The sequence below is a fragment of the Streptomyces sp. TRD_SC_5 genome (assembly GCF_056836825.1).
Genome location: NZ_JBWZZS010000001.1, coordinates 6403909 through 6422385 on the forward strand (window position 1 = coordinate 6403909; position 18477 = coordinate 6422385).

Sequence of the window (18477 nt, forward strand, 5' to 3'; positions counted from 1 at the left end):
TCGCGGGTGATTTGTAGACGGTGGGGACGCGGAAGCCTGCGAGCCAGCCGGTCAGTCGCTCCGTCTCTGTGGGCAACCGACGGAATTCGTTGACCAGTCGTAACGTGGCTTCCGCCGGGTTGGATTCCCGCGCAGGAGTGCCCACGTTCCCGCCCCTGAGCGTCGGCGCTGACGCGAACGCACGCATCACCGATGAGGCACGCCGAACCGACTGTTGTTTCGTCACCTGGGGCGGCCCATTTCGTCGGTAACCCCAGGTGGCGGGCCTCCCACAATCCTATGTGTCACACCTCAGTGGCAGACTGCGGCACAACGAAGCTTCGGAAGGGCAGGGCGTTGCGGCAGGGGTCACCCGTCGAGCGCCACTGCTCGGGGGTGGCTGGTGCCACGGGGGGGAGATGGGCGGCTGTGATCTTCGACAGTCTTGATGTGTCGTACGGCGACATGTGGGGTTCCTATCGGGGAATGACCCATCCGGACCCGATGTCGCGCGCGGTCGCGGCACGCAGACATGCTGCCGGGATGGATTACGCGGTTCTGCTGTCCGCGCGGGAGCGACCGCTGGCACTGGTCGAATACTGGCCGCGGCGGATGTGGCGTGTGTATCTGTTCGACGACAGGTCCTGGCGCATGCAGATGATCGACCTCAAGCCGCACAGCACGGGGATGTTGTTGGCTCACCGGAACACCCGATGGCAGTTCTCCAACGAGCAGGAGTACTCGTCCTCGAAGTGGGATGTGCAGGAGACCACGACCGTCTCGGCCGACGGGCAGGTCGAGGTGAGGTCCGAGTTCGCCGGGCCGAGAGGAGCGTCGACGGAGCCACTGCACGCTCGAGCATCCGGCCCGTCGAGCGTCCCCGTGCGGCGGTTCCCGGCGCCCGTCGAAAGCTTCCTCTGCCCCGTACCGGAATTCGGCGACTGGCAGGTGTTCGCGCCGTTCCTCGCCCAGCAGTGCCACGAGCCCGCCACGACCGTCGTCCTGAGCGACGTGTCGGTGGACGAAGGAGCGGGACCGCTGCGCGCCACCGGAATTGAGCAAATGTTCAGTCCGGGCGCGTGCGACACTCCGGATGGGCCGGCCGTCGTCGAGCCCGTTGACGCCGGCCTGCTGCGGATCACGTCAGGGCAGCTGGCGGTCTCGGACCCCGGCTGGATCGGAGAGACCCCGCGGACCGTCGCTGTGCCACCGGGCGAGTTCCCGGTCACGCTGTCGCTTTTGCGCACGACCCGCGGGGCCGGTGTCGCCGCGGCCAGGGTGACGTTCCTGGACATCCCGCCCCGCGAGTGGGAAATGGCCCTCCGGCCCGACGAGGACCTCGGGCTGCTCGGCGAGGGCCAGTTCTACGGGGTTGGCGTGGATACCGGCACAGCGGCATTCATGGATGTGACTCGGACGGTGATCGAAGACCAGCTGGACGAGGACCTGTTCATACCCCTCGACAGCCATTTCACCGTCGAACTGCCCAGCACGGAGCCCGAGCCGAACCTCATCGCCTTCCGTGCCGGCCAGGGCGACGGGGCCTACCCCGTCTGGATCGGCCGCACCGATGACGGACAGGTTGGTAGCGTCGTCGTCGACTTCCAGCTCCATTCCGCCGACGGGGGAGAGTAAGGAGCCGCCGACCATCGGCGCGAGGCCGCACTGCCCGAGAGCCGGGCAAGCACGTCATCGACTTCGACCTGATCGAGTCCCAGTTCCGCCACCTGATGCGCGTGGCCGTCTCCGTACGCGAGGGCACCATCTCCTCCTCCACACTGCTCAAGCGCCTGCGCTCCGGGTCGCGAAAGTACGCCACCTACGCCGCCTTCCGCGAGGTCGGCCGGGTGATCCGCACCGTGCAGCTGCTGCGCTACCTCTCCGACGCGCCGCTTCGCCGGCGGGTGACGGCGGCGACCAACAAGGTGGAGTCGTTCAACCGGTTCTCCCAGTGGATTGGCTTCGGCAACCGCGGCGTCATCGCCGACAACGACCCCATCGAGCAGGAGAAGGCGATGAAGTTCAACGCGCTGCTCACGAACGCGGTGATCTTCCACAACGCCCTGGACATCGCGGAGATCGTGCGGCAGCTGCTGGAGGAGGGCTGGGAGATCGACCCGGAGGACCTGGCGCACATCTCGCCGTACCTGACCCAACACATCAACCGGTTCGGCGAGTACAGCACCCACGAACTCGGCATCCAGCCCGAGGCGTACGACCCGAAACTCGACGTCGACTTCACCCCGCTGCGCGAGCAGGACCTGACCCCCGTCGGCCTCGGCCAGGCCGCTTGAACCGTGAGGTGAACTAGCTGGTGACACCCTTCACGGGAGCGGGCCGGTATACCCCAGAATCCTGCTGAGAGGGTCAGCCTCCAACACCGTGGCCTGGGCAGGTGATCCGATAGCGCTGCCGTGGGGACGGGGTTTGTGACGGTTCTCGTGAGCCCTCGCCGTATTTCAGAGGGATACCCGCGCTGTTCTGCCAGCGGCAGAACACCAGCCGGACCGGGCCCGACGATCACTACAGTCCAGTCTCATGACGACGATTACGACGCGTACGGTCGAGTATCCGGCCGACGGTTTGACGATGATCGGGCACCTCGCGCTCCCAGCCGGTGTCGACCGCCGGCCCGCGGTGCTGCTCGGACCAGAGGGCATGGGGCTCAGCGACGTCGAGCGCCACCGGGCCGATGCTCTCGCCGAACTGGGATATATAGCGCTGGCCTTCGACCTTCACGGCGGGCGCTATTTGGGCGACCCCGAGGAGATGCTGGCCCGTTGCCTGCCGCTGCTCGCTGATCCCGACCGGATGCGGGGCATCGGCCATGCGGCGCTCGACGTGTTGCACACCGAACCGCGGACAGACCCCGACCGGATCGCCGCCGTCGGCTACGGCACCGGGGGCGCCGTCGGGCTGGAACTCGGGCGCGGCGGCGTCAGCCTGCGCGCGATCGGGACAGTCAACGCACTGACCACGGGCCGACCGGGTGAGGCGGCGCGCATTCGTTGCCCGGTGTGGGCCGGGGTCGGGTCGGAAGACCCGATCATGCCGCCCGCGCAACGGAACGCGTTCACCGCTGAGATGCAGGCCGCGGGCGTCGACTGGCGCCTCGCGGTCTACGGCGGCGCCTTGCACGCCTTCCACCACCCGCCGGTCGGCCACCCTGTGGTCCCCGGCGTCGGCTACCACCCACGGCACGCGCAGCGAGCCTGGCGCGACGTCGTCGACCTGCTCGCCGAGTGCCTGCCCATGACGGAGGACCTTGGGGCATGACCCAGGTAAGCATGCTCGGGTGTGAGTAGTTGCGGTACAGAAAGTGCCGTTGAGATCGATCATGGTCGGCTAGCACAGGGGGTGCGGGTGCCGTTGGGGTTCGTGGAAAGGTCACCGGGCGGCTGTTGGCGCTGGCTACGGTCCGCCTCGTGCCGGTGGAATTTCTGACTGACGAGCAGGCCGAGGCGTACGGGACGTTCACCCAGGTGCCCACGCGCCCGGAGCTGGAGCGGTTCTTCTTCCTCGATGACGACGACCGTGACCTGATCGCGCTGCGGCGCACGGACGCCCACCGGCTGGGCATGGCGGTGCAGATCTGCACCGTCCGCTACATCGGCCGGTTTCTGGCCGATGATCCGCTGGCGGTGCCGTGGGAGGTCGTGGAGTACCTGGCCGGGCAGCTCGGCATCGAGGACGCGTCGTGCGTGAAGCGGTATCCCGAGCGGCGCAGGACGCCGTACGAGCACGCGGAGGAGATTCAGGAGCGGTTCAGGTACCGCGACTTCGCCGACCGGCGGTGGGGGCGGGAGTTCCGCGGGTTCCTGTACGGGCGGGCGTGGACACACGCGGAAGGTCCGGTGGCCCTCTTCAATCATGCGGTGACATGGTTGCGGAAGAACCGGGTGCTGCTGCCGGGGGTGTCGGTGCTGGCCCGGCAGGTGTCGGAGGCCGTACGGCGGCCGAGCGGCGGCTGTACGAGGCGGTGGCGCGTGCCGCGCACCGGGCCGATCCCGCGCTCGCGCCGGCGCTGGCCCAGCTGCTGGCAGTGCCGGAGGGCAAGCGGGTCTCGGAGCTGGAGCGGCTGCGCACGCCGCCGGTGAAGTCGACGGGCACCGCGATGGTCCGCGCGATGGAGCGGGTGGAGGAGATCTCCGCGTTCGCGCTGGGCCGGGTGAATCTGTTCCGGGTGCCGGTGAACCGGTTGTCCACGCTGGCCCGGTACGGGCAGCTGAGCAAGGCGCAGACGATCGAGCGGGCACCGGAGCCGCGGCGCACGGCGCTGTTGACGGCGGTGGTGCGGCAGCTGGAGGCGCAGGCGGTCGACGACGCGCTGGATCTGTTCGCGGTGCTGATGGCGAACCGGCTGATCAGCCCCGCGCGTCGGGCCTCGGAGCGCGAGCGCCTGGCAATGCTGCCGCAGATGGAGAAGGCCGCGCGCATCCTGGCGAAGGCTTCGAAGATCCTCGCCGAGGAACTGGACCTGCTTGCCGAGCATGACGCGGTCCTGGACGTCGCGGCGCTGTGGGGGCGGCGGTGGAGGAGGCTGTGCCGCGTACGGCGGTGGCCGGCGCGGTCGCGACGGTGGAGGCTCTGGTGCCCGAGGACGACGGGACGGCCGAGGCGGCGATGCGCGAGACCTGGGCCGCTACCTGTCAACATCACGACCAGCGGACCGGGCCGGGCCTGCGCCCCTTCCGGGACCCCGATGCCGCCGAGGACGGGGAGGCCGGGGAGGGCTGAGGGCCCAGGTCCCGGCCGACGTGCCGGCCGGGACCTGGGGGTGGCTCAGTCGGCCTGGTTGTCGGCCTGCTTGGGCAGGCAGAACATCAGGGCCCACATCAGGGCGAGGAGGCCGCCGACCCACCACAGCACGGTGACGAACGCGTCGCGGTTGACCGCGCCGTCGGGAGAGCCGCCGGTGATGGCGAAGAACACCACGGCGGTGAGCGCGGTGCCCAGCGCGATGCCCAGGTGAATGGCGGTGTTGAACAAGCCCGAGGCCGAGCCTGCGTCCTCGTGCGGGACCCTGGCGAGCGACAAATCGGCGAGCGGGCCGGAGACCATGCCCAGGCCGAAGCCGATCAGCACCACCGGAGCGGTCATCGCCAGCAGGGTCAGGTCGGCCTGGTGGCTGCCGATCTGGAGCCCGTAGGTGACCATCGCAGCGGTCGCGATGAGGGCTCCGGCCTGCGGCAGACGGCGGGCGAAACGTCCGGCGGTCTTCGCCGCGATCGTCGCGCCGCCCAGTTCTCCCACGGAGAGCAGCACGAAGGCCACGGCCGCCTCAAGCGGGCTCAAGCCCAGCCCGCGCTGCAGGTACAGCGTCCAGGTCATGAAGAACAGGCCGCACAGCAGGCCGTGCAGCAGGTCCGCGGCCATGCCCCCGGAGAACTGCCTGACCCGGAAGAGGGACAGGGTCACCAGCGGGGCGTTGTCCTGCCTGCGCCGCTGGTGGCGCAGGAAGACACCAAGGACCAGGACGCCGGCGGCGAGCATGACGAAGCACCACAGCGGCCATCCGTGGGCGTGGCCCTCGGTGAGCGGGAAGAGGATCAGGACGATGGCCAGGCCGGACAGCAGCATGCCGACCAGGTCGAGCCGGTCGGCTTTGCGGACGGTCGATTCGGGGATGAATGTGGGTCCGAGGAGGAGTACGGCCAGCCCGACGGGCACGTTGACCAGGAAGATCGGCCGCCAGGACAGCCCGAACAGGTCGGCCTGGGTGAGCACGCCGCCCAGGACCGGGCCCAGGACGTTGGCGATGGCCAGGACGGCCCCGTACAGGCCGAATGCCTTGCTGCGGTTCTGGCCTTCGAAGGTGACGTGCATGGTCGCCAGGACCTGCGGGATCATCACGGCCACGCCGACGCCCTGGAGCAGACGGGCGACGATCAGCACGCCCGGGCCGGTGGCCAGACCGCACAGCAGCGAGGCGGCGGTGAACACGACGGTGCCGATGAGCAGGATCCTGCGGCGGCCGTAGATGTCACCGAGCCGTCCGCCGGTGATCAGCCCGACGGCGACGGGCAGGGAATACGCGGTGGTCAGCCACTGCACCGCGACCGGTCCGGCGCCGGTCGACTCCTGGATCGCGGGCAGGGCGGTCAGGACGACCGACTGGTCGAGCATGTTCATCAGCTCGGCGGTCAGCAGCACCAGGAGGGCGATCCAGACCCCCATGGCCATTTTCGAGGGTCCAGGTGATGGGTGGGTCGGGGTCTGGGTGGTGGTGTGCCCTGGCTCGTTGCCGAGCGCGGAGGAAGACAAAACGGGAACTCCTGATCCAAAGGAATCGGGGAGCCCTGCCGACAGCCGCACCGGGGCCGGAAAACACGGAACCCGGGGCAGACGGCAGAGTTGCACCCGGGAAGGAAAACTGCGGGGATGGGTGACGCAACTCAGGCCAGCGCGACGTCCGCCCCCGGACACGTGCGACACAACAGCACGCGGGGAACACGGACGACTACATGGCCTGGTTAATAAGACGTCACCCCAAGATCGACACAGAAGGAACAGGAAGTCCGGTCACTGCCACCGAAACCTCGGCACAGGAACTCGAACACACTACAACACCCCCATGCCACGCCGCACACCAGAACGGACCCGCCCCCTGCCCGGCCGCAACGCTCAGCCTCCACTGTCAGAAGCGGTCCTCTGCCCGAGCAAGATCAAAAAGAGTCGGGCAAAGGCCATCAAGAAGCGGATCGACTCTCAGAACCCGTTCGCACGCAAAGGTGTCAGGAGGAGGGTTCTGAGACTTGCGTTGTGCGAGAATCCGGGTCCATGACGGCCCCTCAAGAACCTTCCACCGGACCTGAGTCCGAAGCCGATCTCATCGAGCGCCATCCGTGCCCGAAGTGCAAGGCCGCCCCCGGCTCACCGTGCCGCTCGCGCAGCGGGGCAGTCACGAGCGCCTACCACACCGGCCGCTTCACCAAGGTGCCGAAGCTGGCGAAGGAACTGCGGGTGCCGACCCCGGTCAACCGAGGGCCGGGGCAGCCCTGGCGGCCCGGCAAGTCGGTGCCCGCCGCCGTCGATCCCAGTCTGCCGAGCGCGGACATCCGCATCGGCTACGCCCGTTGCTCGCACCTCAGCCAGGAGCTCGACTCACAGCTGGACGCGCTCGCCAAGCACGGCATCAGCAGGGACAAGATTTTCAGCGAGAAGATCAGCACCCGGATCAAGGTCCGCCCGCAGTTCGAGGAAGCGCTGAGGACCGCCCGGGAGGTCAAGGCGCATGCCCCGCACTGCCGGGTCATCTTCACCGTGTTCGAGATGAAGAGACTCGGACGGGACGCGGCAGAGCTCACCGCCCTCGCGGACCATCTGACCGAGCACGGCCTGGTGCTGGAGATGCTCGCCGGGCCGCTGCCCGGCATCTACGACCCCACCGGCCCCGGCAAGCTGCTGTTCGGCTTCTTCGCCGCTATGGCGGAGACGGAGCGGGAGAACATCCGCGAATCGACGCTGGAAGGGCTGGAGACCGCGGCCCGCAAGGGCAAGTACGGCGGCCGGCCCCCGGTCATCACCGACGACATGCTGCACACCGTGCTGCGGCGCAAGGCGCTCGGCGAGTCCGTCGAGCAGATCCAGCCCGACCTGATCATCCCCACCGGCAAGCGCAAGGGACAGAACCCCTCGGTCGCGAGCATCTACCGGGCGCTCGCCGAGCACGAGAAGACCCAGGCGTATCCGGAGGCAGTCGAGTCGGCACACGCCGACTTCGCCGCCCTTCAGCAGCGTGGCCGCAGCCCCGCGTAGTTACTCAGCGCTACATGACGGGTGGCGGCAGCTATACGAGAACACGGCCTCTTCGGGCGTGTCCTCCCTAGTCGTACGGGCGCACATTCGCCTCCCCGGCCAACCCCAGCCCGTCCGGCGTTTGAGGACCGGGGCCCGGGGTGGAGCCCCGGTTGCGGGAAGGGGCGGGCAGGGGAAAGCCCCGCGCAGCGGAACCCGCCCCGTACCCGCCCGCACCGACCCCGTCAGCCCCGCTTCGGGTCCGTAAGCCCCGCCCGCCGCAACGCATCCGCCATCGCACTGTTGGCCGGCGCAGGCGCCTGCCGAGAAGCACCGCCGCCACGACGCTCGCCGCCACCGCCGCCACGACGCTCGCCGGCAGCACCGCCACCGCCACCACGACGCTCGCCGCCACCCTGCCGCTGCGCAGGCGCACGGCCGCCCGAGCCCCCGCCCCGCTCCCGCTTCCCCTCGCCGGGAGGCGACACCGCCTCGTCATCCAGCCGCAGCGTCAACGAGATCCGCTTACGCGGAATGTCGACGTCCATGACCTTGACCTTCACCACGTCACCCGGCTTCACCACGTCCCGCGGGTCCTTGACGAACGTCTTCGACAGCGCCGACACATGCACGAGCCCGTCCTGATGGACACCCACGTCCACGAACGCCCCGAACGCGGCGACGTTCGTCACCACGCCCTCCAGGACCATCCCCGCCGCCAGGTCCCCGATCTTCTCGACGCCTTCCTTGAAGGTGGCTGTCTTAAAAGCGGGCCGGGGATCGCGCCCCGGCTTCTCCAGCTCCCTCAGAATGTCCGACACCGTCGGCAGCCCGAACTTCTCGTTCACGAAGTCACCGGCCCGCAGCGACCGCAGCACAGCCGTGTTCCCGATGAGCGTCCCGACCCCGCTCCCCGCCGTCTTCACCATCGCCCGCACCACCGGATACGCCTCGGGGTGCACACTCGACGCGTCCAGCGGATCCTCGCCGCCCTGGATACGAAGGAAGCCCGCACACTGCTCGTACGCCTTCGGACCGAGCCGCGCCACATCCTTCAGCCCCTTCCGGGACCGGAACGGACCATTCGCATCCCGGTGCGCGACGATGTTTTCGGCGAGCCCGGATCCAATACCCGACACCCGCGAAAGCAGCGGCGCGGAAGCGGTGTTGACGTCGACGCCCACACCATTGACACAGTCCTCGACCACCGCGTCCAGCGAGCGCGAGAGCTTCACTTCCGCCAGATCGTGCTGGTACTGCCCGACCCCGATCGACTTCGGATCGATCTTTACCAGCTCCGCGAGCGGGTCCTGGAGCCGCCGCGCGATCGACACCGCGCCGCGCAGCGACACATCCATGTCCGGAAGCTCCTGGGAAGCGAAAGCGGAGGCCGAGTACACGGACGCACCCGCCTCGGAGACCATCACCTTCGTCAGCTTCAGCTCGGGATGCTTGTCGCACAGCTCACCGGCGAGCTTGTCGGTCTCGCGGGACGCCGTGCCGTTGCCAATGGCGATGAGCTCGACATCGTGCTCCTTGGCGAGCCGCGCCAGCGTCGCCAGCGACTCGTCCCACTTGTTCCGGGGCACATGGGGGTAGATCACATCGGTCGCGACGACCTTGCCGGTCGCGTCCACCACAGCGACCTTCACGCCCGTACGGAAACCGGGGTCGAGCCCGAGTGTCGCCCGCGTCCCGGCCGGCGCGGCAAGCAGCAGATCGCGCAGGTTGGCGGCGAAGACGCGTACCGCCTCGTCCTCCGCCCCGGTGCGCAGCCGCAGCCGCAGATCGATCCCGAGGTGCACGAGAATCCTGGTCCGCCAAGCCCAGCGCACCGTGTCGCCCAGCCACTTGTCACCGGGGCGGCCCTGCTGGGAGATCCCGAACCGACGGGCGACCATGCTCTCGTACGAAGAAGGCCCGGCCGCCTCCGAAGCCTCCTCCGGCTCCAGCACCAGATCCAGTACGTCTTCCTTCTCGCCCCGCAGCATGGCGAGCACCCGGTGCGAGGGAAGCGCGGTGAAGGCCTCGGCGAAATCGAAGTAGTCGGCGAACTTCGCGCCGGCCTCCTCCTTCCCTTCCCGTACCTTCGCGACGAGCCGCCCGCGGGACCACATGCGCTCGCGCAGCTCACCGATCAGATCGGCGTCCTCCGAGAAGCTCTCGGTCAGGATCGACCGCGCACCGTCCAGAGCGGCCTGGGCATCGCCCACCCCCTTCTCCGCGTCCACGAACGCGGCGGCGGCCGCGAGCGGCTCCACCGAAGGGTCGGCCAGCAGCCCCTGGGCCAGCGGTTCGAGTCCCGCCTCGCGCGCGATCTGCGCCTTCGTGCGGCGCTTGGGCTTGAACGGCAGGTAGATGTCTTCCAGCCGGGCCTTGGTGTCGGCGGCCCGGATCCGCGCCTCAAGGGCGTCGTCCAGCTTGCCCTGTTCGCGTACGGACTCCAGGATCGCGGTCCGCCGCTCCTCCAGCTCGCGCAGATACCGCAGCCGCTCCTCGAGCGTGCGCAGCTGCGCGTCGTCGAGCATCTCGGTCGCTTCCTTGCGGTAGCGAGCGATGAACGGCACGGTCGAGCCGCCGTCGAGCAATTCGACGGCGGCTCGGACCTGCCGTTCCTTTACGCCGAGCTCCTCGGCGATCCTGCCTTCGATGGACGTCGTCACGATGTTCCCGACTCGCCTTCTCCTGCGGGCTGTGCTTGAGCCTGCATTGTGCAGGGTCGTCGGGTCCCGTGTCGCGCGCGCCCCGGCCGGTCCCTCAGGCGCGGCGCGTGCGTCCACCGCCGCGGGACGCGGTGCTGGACGCGCCTCCGAAGAGCTTGGCGACCAGCCGGAAGGGAAGGGTCACCACTGTCGCGATGGCCGAGCCGATCATCCGGAGTCCATCTGCAATCGCACGCAACACGTTGTACCTCCTGCTGTCTCGGTGCCCGACACACATCTCGTTGTCCGACACAGCTCGGGTGTCCGTCATCGCGCGGCGCAAACGCCCTGCGTGGCGAGCAATGTCACTTGCCGGTGAGATCGGCGGGGAACGCACCGGCCCCCAGCGCGGCCCCGAGGAAGCCGCGGCCGAGCTCGGTGAGCCGCTCGGTGCCCTGCGCGCCCAGGTGCTCGTACGGCGCCGCGTCGAGCCGGTCGGTCGCCTCCTCCAGCTCGGCGCGCAGCGCGGTGCCCGCCTCGGTCAACTCGCCCTCGGCGGTCAGGAGCCCGCGCTCCCGCAGCCGGGCCGAGGCCGCCTCCCAGTCCGTACGGCGCCAGCCGCGCGTCACCAGCGTCCAGCGCGGCGACATGCCCCTGCCGGTCGCCGTGTGGCTGACCAGCGCCTCCAGCGGGTCGAGCCCGGCGCCGAGCAGCGCGGTCAGGTGGCCGTCGCCGCGGTGCTCGCGCAGCAGCGTCGCGGCGTGCCAGTACGCGAGGTGGGGCGGCTCGGGCACGGGCAGGTCGGCGTGGGCGGCGTACAGCGGGCGCGCGTGGCGGGTGCACGCCTCCGCGGCGCGCAGAGCGAGCCCGGCCGCCTCCGCCATCTCGTCGGAGGCGACGGCCTCGTCACCGAGCAGCCGGCGCAGGGTGGTGTCGACGGCGCGCAGCCGCGCTTCGAGCGCGACGGCGGGCGACGCGGTACGCCACACCTCGGGGACGTGACGTGCGACGAGCTCGTGGTTGAAGTTGTAGAAGGCGGCGGTGATCACGCCCGCACCGACCGCCCCCATGGCGGCGCCGCGGCCCGCGAAGTAGGCGGCGTCGCTGTCCTCGATGCCCACCTCCGCCAGCTCCTTCGTGAAGTCCGGGGAGAAGTACACGGTCGAGTGCAGCGGATTGAGGGCGTTGTGGCAGCGGCGGCCGGCGCGCGCGGGCAGAGAGGTCATGTCCGTACGCTACCGACTGGTCAGTATGCCGGGAAGTGCCGGGGCCCCATGGCAGTAAAGGTGGGGTATTCGTCATTGCGGACCATCACAGCGCCCCGAAGGATGGGCGCATGACGCAGCGATCCGTACTGGTCGTCCTCTTCGACGACGTGCAGAGCCTCGACGTGACCGGCCCGGTGGAGGTCTTCACCGGCGCGGCCCGGCAGGCCGGCGGAGGCCGGGGCGACGCGAGCGCGGACGGCGCGTACCGGATCCGCACCGCCTCGCTCGACGGCGCTCCCGTCCGCACGTCCAGCGGCCTCACGCTCGTCCCCGACGCCGCACTCACCGACGAACCCGCGCCCCACACCCTCCTCGTCCCCGGCGGCCAGGGCACCCGCAGCCCCGACCCGCGCCTGATCGACTGGCTGCGCGAGAACGCCCCGGGCGCCGAGCGCCTCGTCAGTGTCTGTACGGGAGCGCTGCTGCTCGCCGCGGCCGGGCTCCTCGACGGCCGCAGGGCCACCACGCACTGGGTGGTCAGCGACCACCTGGCCCGCACCTACCCGGCCGTCGACGTCGACCCGGACCCCATCTACGTACGCGACGGGAACGTGGCGACCTCGGCCGGCGTCACCGCGGGCATCGACCTGGCTTTGGCCCTCGTCGAGGAGGACCTGGGCAGGGACATCGCCCTCACCATGGCCCGTCTCCTCGTGGTCTTCCTCCGTCGCCCCGGGAACCAGGCCCAGTTCAGCGCGCAGCTCGCCGCCCAGACCGCGCAGCGCGAACCCCTTCGCGAGGTCCAGCAGTGGATCACCGAGCATCCCGGAGGCGACCTGTCGGTCGAGTCCCTGGCCGGCCGTGCCCGCCTCTCGCCCCGCCACTTCGCCCGCGCCTTCCAGGTGGAGACGGGCACGACCCCCGGCCGCTACGTCGAACGCGTACGCCTCGAACACGCCAGGCGTCTCCTCGAGGAGACCCGCGACGGCGTCCACGAGATCGCCCGCGCGTCCGGCTACGGCACGCCGGAGGCCATGCGCCGCGCCTTCGCCAAGGCGCTGGGAACGCCGCCCGCCGAATACCGGCGACGGTTCCACATCCCGACGCACACCCACTGAAAGGACACCTGCCTCCATGCAGATCGCCATCCTTCTTTACAAGGGCTTCACCAGCCTCGACGCCGTCGGCCCGTTCGAACTGATCAGCCACATGCCCGGCGCCGAGACGGCGTTCGTCGCCAGGGAGGCCGGCCCGGTCCGCAACGACCGGGGGAACCTGGCCCTCGTCGCCGACCGCACCTTCGAAGAGGTACCGAGCCCGGACATCCTGCTCATCCCCGGCGGCCCCGACTCCCGGCAGGCGATGCTCGACGAGAAGCTGCTCGACTGGGTCCGCTCGGTGGACGCCACGACCACCTGGACCACCTCGGTGTGCACCGGCTCGCTGATCCTGGGCGGGGCGGGGCTCCTCAAGGGCCGCCGTGCCACGACTCACTGGCTCGCGATGGACGAGCTGAAGGCCCACGGCGCCGAGGTCACCGGCGAGCGCGTCGTCTTCGACGGCAAGTACGTCACGGCCGCCGGGGTCTCGTCCGGCATTGACATGGCCCTGCACCTCATCGGCCGGATCGCGGGCGACGAGGTCGCCCAGACGATTCAGCTGATGACCGAGTACGACCCGCAGCCCCCGTACGACGCGGGATCGCCGGACAAGGCACCTGCCTCGATCGTCGCCCACTGGCGTGAGGCCGGGGTTCCGGCCGAATGACTCACCCGGTGCCCGGGACCACGTAGGTGAAGCGCGGAGCCCGGCGCTCCAGGAAGGCGGCGACCCCCTCGGCGGTGTCGCCGCTGCCGCGTGCCTGCCCGGCCCAGTGCGCGTCCCGGTCGTCGCGGCCGTTGGCGAACTCCTTCGCCGCGCCCTGGGTAAGCTGCGAGCGCGACACCAGTACCCGGGCGAACTCGGCCACCCGCTCGGCCAGTTCGCCCTGCGGCAGCACCTCGTCCACCAGGCCGGTGCGAAGCGCCCGCTCCGTACCGATCAACTCGCCCGAGAACAGGAGGTACTTGGCGGCGGAAGGTCCCACCAGTGCGACGAGCCGACGCGTCGACGACGCCGGGTAGACGATCCCGAGCTTCGCGGGCGTGACGCCGAAGGACGCGCCCTCCTCCGCGAACCGCAGGTCGCAGGCGGCGGCCAACTGGCTCCCGCCGCCGACGCAGTAGCCCCGGACGGCCGCCAGTGTCGGCTTCGGGAACGCCGCGAGCGCCTCCTCGGCCCGCACGGCGAGCCCCTGCGGCGCGTCGCCCTCACGCAGCGAGGAGATGTCGGCGCCCGCGCAGAACGTGTCGCCCGCCCCGGTCAGCACCAGCGCCCGCACGCCCCGGTCGCCGGCCAGCCCCTCCAGCAGGCCCGGCAGCGCGGCCCACATTCCGGCGGTCATGGCATTGCGCTTGGCGGGGTTGCTGATGACGACGGTGGCGACCCCGTCCGCGACGGCGTGCTCAAGCTGCGGCTCCATGCGCCGGATGCTATCCGGACCGTACGAACCTATGATCATGAAGGGGCCGAGGAGCGGACGCTGCCGCGCTAAGGAGTCGCTCATGGCCTCGGCGACGTCACCGGAGGATCAGGAAGAGACGCACAACTGACACTGTCATAGGCAAAACGGCCAGAAGCTGTCGATTCCAGCTGACTTGTGTTCAGTGGCCCGGTCCGGACCATCGTGTTCTCAACACTCGATGCGTGGTGACGAGAGAAGACGCACCGGCAGGGTACGAAGGTGTCTGGCGCTTCACCGCCCCAGCCGCAGACGCCTCCGTACCGGAGGCCAGGCACGCCGTCCGCGACCTGCTGAACCGGCAGGGCGTACCGGCCCACGACGATCTGGTGCAGGGGCTGCTGCTCATTGTCTCCGAGCTGGTCACCAATGCCGTACGCCATGCCGCGCTGCTCTCTCCGCAGCTGGCCGTCGAGGTGGCGATCGGCACGGAGTGGATCAGGGTCGCCGTCGAGGACAACCACCCCTACCGGCCCAAGGCCCTGGAGCGGGACTACGCGCAGACCGGCGGGCGCGGCCTGCTGCTCGTGCGGGAGATCACCGCCGAGGCCGGAGGGGTGTGCGACATCGAGCACACCGCGAGCGGCGGCAAGATCATCTGGGTCGCCCTGCCGCTGGCGGGAGCGGCGGTCACCAGCCCGCGGCCGGGCCGGTCAGCTCTCTGATCGCCGGACGCGCCGCGTCCAGCACCGTCATGAACCACGCCGAGAACGGCGCCTTCGCATGCCGCTCGGCCAGCTCGTCCGACGTCACGAAGGACGTCTCGCCGACCTCTTCCGGGTCGGGCCGCAGCGCGCTCTGCGCCATCCCGACGAAGAGGTGGTTGTACTCCTGCTCCACCAGGCCCGAGTCCGGGTCCGGGTGGTTGTAGCGGACGGTGCCGGCCTCGGCGAGCAGCGACGGGGAGATCCCCAGCTCCTCGTGCGTACGACGGGCGGCCGCGGCGAACGGCGACTCCCCGGGGTAGGGGTGCCCGCAGCAGGTGTTGGACCAGACGCCGGGGGAGTGGTACTTGCCGAGCGCGCGGCGCTGGAGCAGCAGCCGCCCGGACTCGTCGAAGAGGAACACCGAGAAGGCGCGGTGCAGGCGGCCGGGAGCCTGATGCGCGGAGAGCTTCTCCGCGGTGCCGATGGTATTGCCGTCCTCGTCGACCAGCTCGAGCAGGATCTCTTCCGCTGTGCTGTTCGACGAGCCGTTCGACGAGCTGTTCGCGGCGGTGACTGGTGTGCTCGGCATGACCATCCTTCGCTTCGGTTCCCGGCGTCCAAGTCTGCCGTACAAAAGCGTCTTGTCCGTACTTCGCGGAACCAACCGCATGTCCGCCCCCGCCGCGCGGAGCGGCGAGGGCGGACGGCCCGTCAGCTCAGGACGGCGGTGGGCCGCAGTACATAGCCGGTGTAGCCGTACTCCGTGCCGTACTCGGCGCGCACCGCGATCTCCTCACGGGTGGCGGCGAGCGCTTGCTCCATTCCGGGCGTGGCGGGGTCGGCCGCGTCGGCGCGCGCGCCGAGCGGGACGTAGTACTCGTCCCAGTCGCTCTCGGGCTGTCCGTACACCCCGAGGACCGCGTAGCCGGCCGCGACGGCCGCGGCTGTGTTCCCGGACCGGTCGCGCATCGCCGGATAGTTCGCGTCCCAGAACGCGCGTGCGCCGAGTGACGGCTCGTCGGACGTCCACTCGCACTCGGTGACGACGAGCGCGCCACCGGGTGCGACGAGGCGCCGCCACTTGCTCAGCGCGGTGTCGAAGCCGATGCCGTAGGCGGAACTCTCCGCCCAGACGAGGTCGAACGATCCGTCGGGGAAGGGGAGTTCGCCCATGTCGCCCTCGACGGTACGGATCGAACCGCTGAGCCCGCGCTCCTCGGCGGTGCTTCGCAGCTCGGCGAGGAACGGCGCGTACAGATCCACGGCCGTCACGTCGGCGCCGCACTCCGCCGCGAGCAGCAGCGACGCCCGCCCGGGTCCGCAGCCCAGGTCGAGCACGCGCGGACGGGACGGCAGGGGTCCGGCGAGGGAGAGCAGGTGGCGGGTGGTGCGGTCGGAGCCGGGGCCCTGGCGGGGAAGCCCGCGGTGCAGGGTCATGAAAGCTGCGAAACTGGCGTTGTCGGTCAACGTGGGAAACCCTTTGATGTGAGGGCCTCGGCCGACGCGCGCGAAGGTTCGCGAAGAAGGGTCGGCCGAGAGCCCGGGAGCCGAGGACGAACCGGACACTGCTCGCAGCAGCATCGACCATGGCGGAACGGATCAGTGGCAGAGTCTCGCCTCGTGCTCCGCGTGACCACCGGGCTCCAGCTGGAACGTGCAGTGCTCGACGTCGAAGTGGTCACCGAGGCAGCCCTGGAGGGCGTGCAGCATCTTCTCGTGCCCGACCGAGTCGAGGAAGTCCTGGCTGACCACGACGTGCGCGGACAGGACCGGCATGCCCGAGGTGATCGTCCAGGCATGCAGATCGTGTACGTCGTCGACGCCGGGCAGATCGAGTATGTGCTCCCGTACCTGCGCCATGTCCACGCCCTTGGGCGCGATCTCCAGCAGCACGCTCAGCGTCTCCCGCAGCAGCTTCCAGGTGCGCGGCACGATCATGAGGCCGATCACGAGCGACGCGATGGGGTCGGCGGCCTGCCAGCCGGTCGCCATGATGATGCCGGCCGAGATCAGGACGGTGACCGAGCCGAGGGTGTCCGCCAGGACCTCCAGGAAGGCTCCGCGCACATTGAGGCTGTCCTTCTGGCCCTTCATCAGCAGGGACAGCGAGATCATGTTCGCGACGAGACCGACCAGCGCGAAGACGATCGCCGTACCGCTCTTGGTCTCGGCCGGCGTGATGAACCGGTCGACGGCCTCGAAGAGCAGGAAGCCGCCGACACCGAGCAGCAGCAGACAGTTGGCGAGCGCGGCGAGGATCTCCGCCCTGGCGTATCCGAAAGTGGCCTTCGTGGTGGCCGGACGATTGGCGAAGTGGATCGCCAGCAGCGCCATCGCGAGGCCGAGGGCGTCCGTCGCCATGTGGGCCGCGTCCGCGATCAGCGCCAGCGAATTGGCGAGCAGACCGCCGACGATCTCGACCGTCATGACGGTCAGGGTGATGCCGAGCGCGATACGCAGCCGCCCCTTGTACGCGGCGGCTGCCGTGCCGGTGGGCGGCGGCCCGCCGTGCGTATGCCCGTGATCGTGCCCAGCCCCCATGAAGGACGCCTCCCCGGTGGTGTGATGGTCGGTCTGCCGGGTGCCAGTGAACTACGGGCGGGGGGTATGTGCAACACGGGACTGAACACCGTTGTCATGTGCTCTGACCTGCGGAAATGAACGCAGGTCAGAGCGCTCCCCAAGATCAGTTCCGGGCGGCCTGCGGATGCCGGAGAAGCCAGCCCTCCCACGCCGACGCGACCATCTCGCGCACCCCGCGCCCGGCCGTCCAGCCGAGCTCCTTGGCGATCAGATCGGACGAGGCGACGGCCTTCGCGGCGTCGCCGGGGCGGCGCGGCTCGACCACCGGGACGAGCGCGGAACCGGTGATCTCAGCCACCAGATCGGCGAGCTCGCGCACCGAGACACCCTCACCGCGGCCGATGTTGAAGGTCATGTCCGCCGGCTCGTCCCGGGCGGCCAGCGCCCGCGCGACCGACAGATGGGCGTCGGCGAGATCGGCGACGTGAATGTAGTCACGGACGCAGGTGCCGTCGGGCGTCGGATAGTCGTCCCCGAAGATCCGCGGGGCCTCGCCGCGCGTGATCCGGTCGAAGAACATCGGGATGATGTTGAACACTCCCGTGTCGGCGAGCTCCGGCTTCGCCGCACCCGCCACATTGAAGTAGCGCAGGCACGCGGTCGAGAAGCCGTGCGCCCGGCCCGCCGCCCGCACGAGCCACTCGCCGGCCAGCTTGGTCTCGCCGTACGGATTGATCGGAACGCAGGGGGCGTCCTCCGAGATGAGCTCCGCCTCGGGAATCCCGTACACGGCGGCGGAGGAGGAGAAGAGGAACCGCCGCACTCCGGCCGCCGCCACGGCCTCCAGGAGCACTGTGAGTCCGTACACATTCTCCCGGTAGTAGAGCAGCGGCTTCTCGACCGACTCCCCGACCTGCTTCCTCGCCGCGAGATGCACCACACCTGTGACGCCGTGTCCGGCGAGCGTACGGTCGAGCAGCTCCCGGTCCAGTACCGAGCCGCGTACGACCGTGATGTCCGCCGGCAGCCGCTCGGGGATCCCGGACGAGACGTCGTCCAGGACGACCACCCGCTCACCCGCCGCCGCCATGGTCCGCGCCACATGCGCGCCGATGTAACCCGCCCCACCCGTGATCAGCCATGTCATAACGGCCACCCTAGGGCGTGTCCGGGCCCCCTGT

At 69.9% G+C, this 18477-nt stretch carries 15 protein-coding genes and 2 pseudogenes; 8 read left to right on the forward strand and 9 right to left on the reverse strand.

The window, feature by feature from the left end:
- The first annotated feature begins 522 nt into the window (after positions 1-522).
- The 4 genes and pseudogenes from AC1P0E_RS29290 to AC1P0E_RS29305 all read left to right on the forward strand — a co-directional run.
- Entirely contained in the window at positions 523-1614 is a 1092-nt protein-coding gene (locus AC1P0E_RS29290; RefSeq protein WP_482745112.1) for a DUF4241 domain-containing protein, read from the forward strand.
- A gap of 56 nt (positions 1615-1670) precedes the next feature.
- Positions 1671-2273: a Tn3 family transposase gene (locus tag AC1P0E_RS29295; RefSeq protein ID WP_482745946.1), complete on the forward strand. Its 603-nt coding sequence runs from the start codon at positions 1671-1673 to the stop codon at positions 2271-2273.
- A gap of 244 nt (positions 2274-2517) precedes the next feature.
- Positions 2518-3255 carry a dienelactone hydrolase family protein gene (locus tag AC1P0E_RS29300; protein WP_482745113.1) on the forward strand — a complete coding sequence of 246 codons (738 nt, stop codon included), beginning with the start codon at positions 2518-2520 and terminating at the stop codon, positions 3253-3255.
- A gap of 149 nt (positions 3256-3404) precedes the next feature.
- Positions 3405-4620, forward strand: a pseudogene (locus AC1P0E_RS29305) (DUF4158 domain-containing protein); the annotation flags it as partial.
- Positions 4621-4761: 141 nt separating this feature from the next.
- Here the strand turns inward: AC1P0E_RS29305 and AC1P0E_RS29310 are convergent.
- Complete coding sequence (locus AC1P0E_RS29310) at positions 4762-6162, reverse strand: MFS transporter (RefSeq protein ID WP_482745114.1); 1401 nt, start codon at positions 6160-6162, stop codon at positions 4762-4764.
- A 597-nt stretch (positions 6163-6759) separates the two neighbouring features.
- Here AC1P0E_RS29310 and AC1P0E_RS29315 point away from each other — a divergent pair.
- Positions 6760-7737, forward strand: coding sequence for a recombinase family protein (locus AC1P0E_RS29315; RefSeq protein WP_482745115.1), 978 nt, complete (start codon positions 6760-6762; stop codon positions 7735-7737).
- A gap of 224 nt (positions 7738-7961) precedes the next feature.
- Here the strand turns inward: AC1P0E_RS29315 and AC1P0E_RS29320 are convergent, their stop codons facing one another.
- The 3 genes from AC1P0E_RS29320 to AC1P0E_RS29330 all read right to left on the reverse strand — a co-directional run bounded on the left by AC1P0E_RS29320 (position 7962) and on the right by AC1P0E_RS29330 (position 11584).
- Complete coding sequence (locus tag AC1P0E_RS29320) at positions 7962-10379, reverse strand: Tex family protein (RefSeq protein WP_482745116.1); 2418 nt, start codon at positions 10377-10379, stop codon at positions 7962-7964.
- A 94-nt stretch (positions 10380-10473) separates the two neighbouring features.
- Complete coding sequence (locus AC1P0E_RS29325) at positions 10474-10620, reverse strand: LPFR motif small protein (protein WP_482745117.1); 147 nt, start codon at positions 10618-10620, stop codon at positions 10474-10476.
- Positions 10621-10723: 103 nt separating this feature from the next.
- Positions 10724-11584, reverse strand: a complete 861-nt coding sequence (locus tag AC1P0E_RS29330) for an SCO6745 family protein (RefSeq protein WP_482745118.1) — start codon at positions 11582-11584, stop codon at positions 10724-10726.
- A gap of 110 nt (positions 11585-11694) precedes the next feature.
- On the opposite strand from AC1P0E_RS29330, the gene AC1P0E_RS29335 reads away from it, so the two are divergent.
- Together AC1P0E_RS29335 and AC1P0E_RS29340 are read left to right on the forward strand one after the other, a co-directional pair.
- Positions 11695-12684, forward strand: coding sequence for a GlxA family transcriptional regulator (locus AC1P0E_RS29335; protein ID WP_482745119.1), 990 nt, complete (start codon positions 11695-11697; stop codon positions 12682-12684).
- A gap of 16 nt (positions 12685-12700) precedes the next feature.
- Positions 12701-13333, forward strand: coding sequence for a DJ-1/PfpI family protein (locus tag AC1P0E_RS29340; RefSeq protein ID WP_482745120.1), 633 nt, complete (start codon positions 12701-12703; stop codon positions 13331-13333).
- Between the two features lies 1 nt (position 13334).
- Here the strand turns inward: AC1P0E_RS29340 and AC1P0E_RS29345 are convergent, their stop codons facing one another.
- The gene (locus tag AC1P0E_RS29345; RefSeq protein ID WP_482745121.1) at positions 13335-14087 is read right to left on the reverse strand and encodes an enoyl-CoA hydratase/isomerase family protein; all 753 of its coding nucleotides are present in this window, start codon (positions 14085-14087) and stop codon (positions 13335-13337) included.
- Between the two features lie 224 nt (positions 14088-14311).
- On the opposite strand from AC1P0E_RS29345, the gene AC1P0E_RS29350 reads away from it, so the two are divergent.
- Positions 14312-14791, forward strand: a complete 480-nt coding sequence (locus AC1P0E_RS29350; RefSeq protein ID WP_482745122.1) for an ATP-binding protein — start codon at positions 14312-14314, stop codon at positions 14789-14791.
- Here AC1P0E_RS29350 and idi read toward each other — a convergent pair.
- The 4 genes and pseudogenes from idi to galE all read right to left on the reverse strand — a co-directional run bounded on the left by idi (position 14757) and on the right by galE (position 18443).
- Positions 14757-15362, reverse strand: a complete 606-nt coding sequence (idi, locus tag AC1P0E_RS29355; RefSeq protein ID WP_482745123.1) for an isopentenyl-diphosphate Delta-isomerase — start codon at positions 15360-15362, stop codon at positions 14757-14759. The two genes, AC1P0E_RS29350 and idi, sit on opposite strands and share 35 nt — an antisense overlap.
- 140 nt (positions 15363-15502) lie before the next feature.
- Positions 15503-16210: pseudogene (locus AC1P0E_RS29360) on the reverse strand (class I SAM-dependent methyltransferase); the annotation flags it as partial.
- Between the two features lie 162 nt (positions 16211-16372).
- Entirely contained in the window at positions 16373-17314 is a 942-nt protein-coding gene (locus tag AC1P0E_RS29365) for a cation diffusion facilitator family transporter (RefSeq protein ID WP_482745124.1), read from the reverse strand.
- Between the two features lie 145 nt (positions 17315-17459).
- On the reverse strand, positions 17460-18443 hold the full coding sequence (gene galE, locus AC1P0E_RS29370; protein WP_482745125.1) for a UDP-glucose 4-epimerase GalE: 984 nt from the start codon (positions 18441-18443) through the stop codon (positions 17460-17462).
- Between the last annotated feature and the right edge of the window lie 34 nt (positions 18444-18477).

Coding starts and splice junctions, on each gene's coding strand:
- AC1P0E_RS29290 (WP_482745112.1), top strand. CDS start 523: ATGGATTACGCGGTTCTGCTGTCCGCGCGGGAGCGACCGCTGGCACTG.
- AC1P0E_RS29300 (WP_482745113.1), top strand. CDS start 2,518: ATGACGACGATTACGACGCGTACGGTCGAGTATCCGGCCGACGGTTTG.
- AC1P0E_RS29310 (WP_482745114.1), bottom strand. CDS start 6,162: ATGGCCATGGGGGTCTGGATCGCCCTCCTGGTGCTGCTGACCGCCGAG.
- AC1P0E_RS29315 (WP_482745115.1), top strand. CDS start 6,760: ATGACGGCCCCTCAAGAACCTTCCACCGGACCTGAGTCCGAAGCCGAT.
- AC1P0E_RS29330 (WP_482745118.1), bottom strand. CDS start 11,584: ATGACCTCTCTGCCCGCGCGCGCCGGCCGCCGCTGCCACAACGCCCTC.
- AC1P0E_RS29335 (WP_482745119.1), top strand. CDS start 11,695: ATGACGCAGCGATCCGTACTGGTCGTCCTCTTCGACGACGTGCAGAGC.
- AC1P0E_RS29340 (WP_482745120.1), top strand. CDS start 12,701: ATGCAGATCGCCATCCTTCTTTACAAGGGCTTCACCAGCCTCGACGCC.
- AC1P0E_RS29345 (WP_482745121.1), bottom strand. CDS start 14,087: ATGGAGCCGCAGCTTGAGCACGCCGTCGCGGACGGGGTCGCCACCGTC.
- idi (WP_482745123.1), bottom strand. CDS start 15,362: ATGCCGAGCACACCAGTCACCGCCGCGAACAGCTCGTCGAACGGCTCG.
- AC1P0E_RS29365 (WP_482745124.1), bottom strand. CDS start 17,314: ATGGGGGCTGGGCACGATCACGGGCATACGCACGGCGGGCCGCCGCCC.
- galE (WP_482745125.1), bottom strand. CDS start 18,443: ATGACATGGCTGATCACGGGTGGGGCGGGTTACATCGGCGCGCATGTG.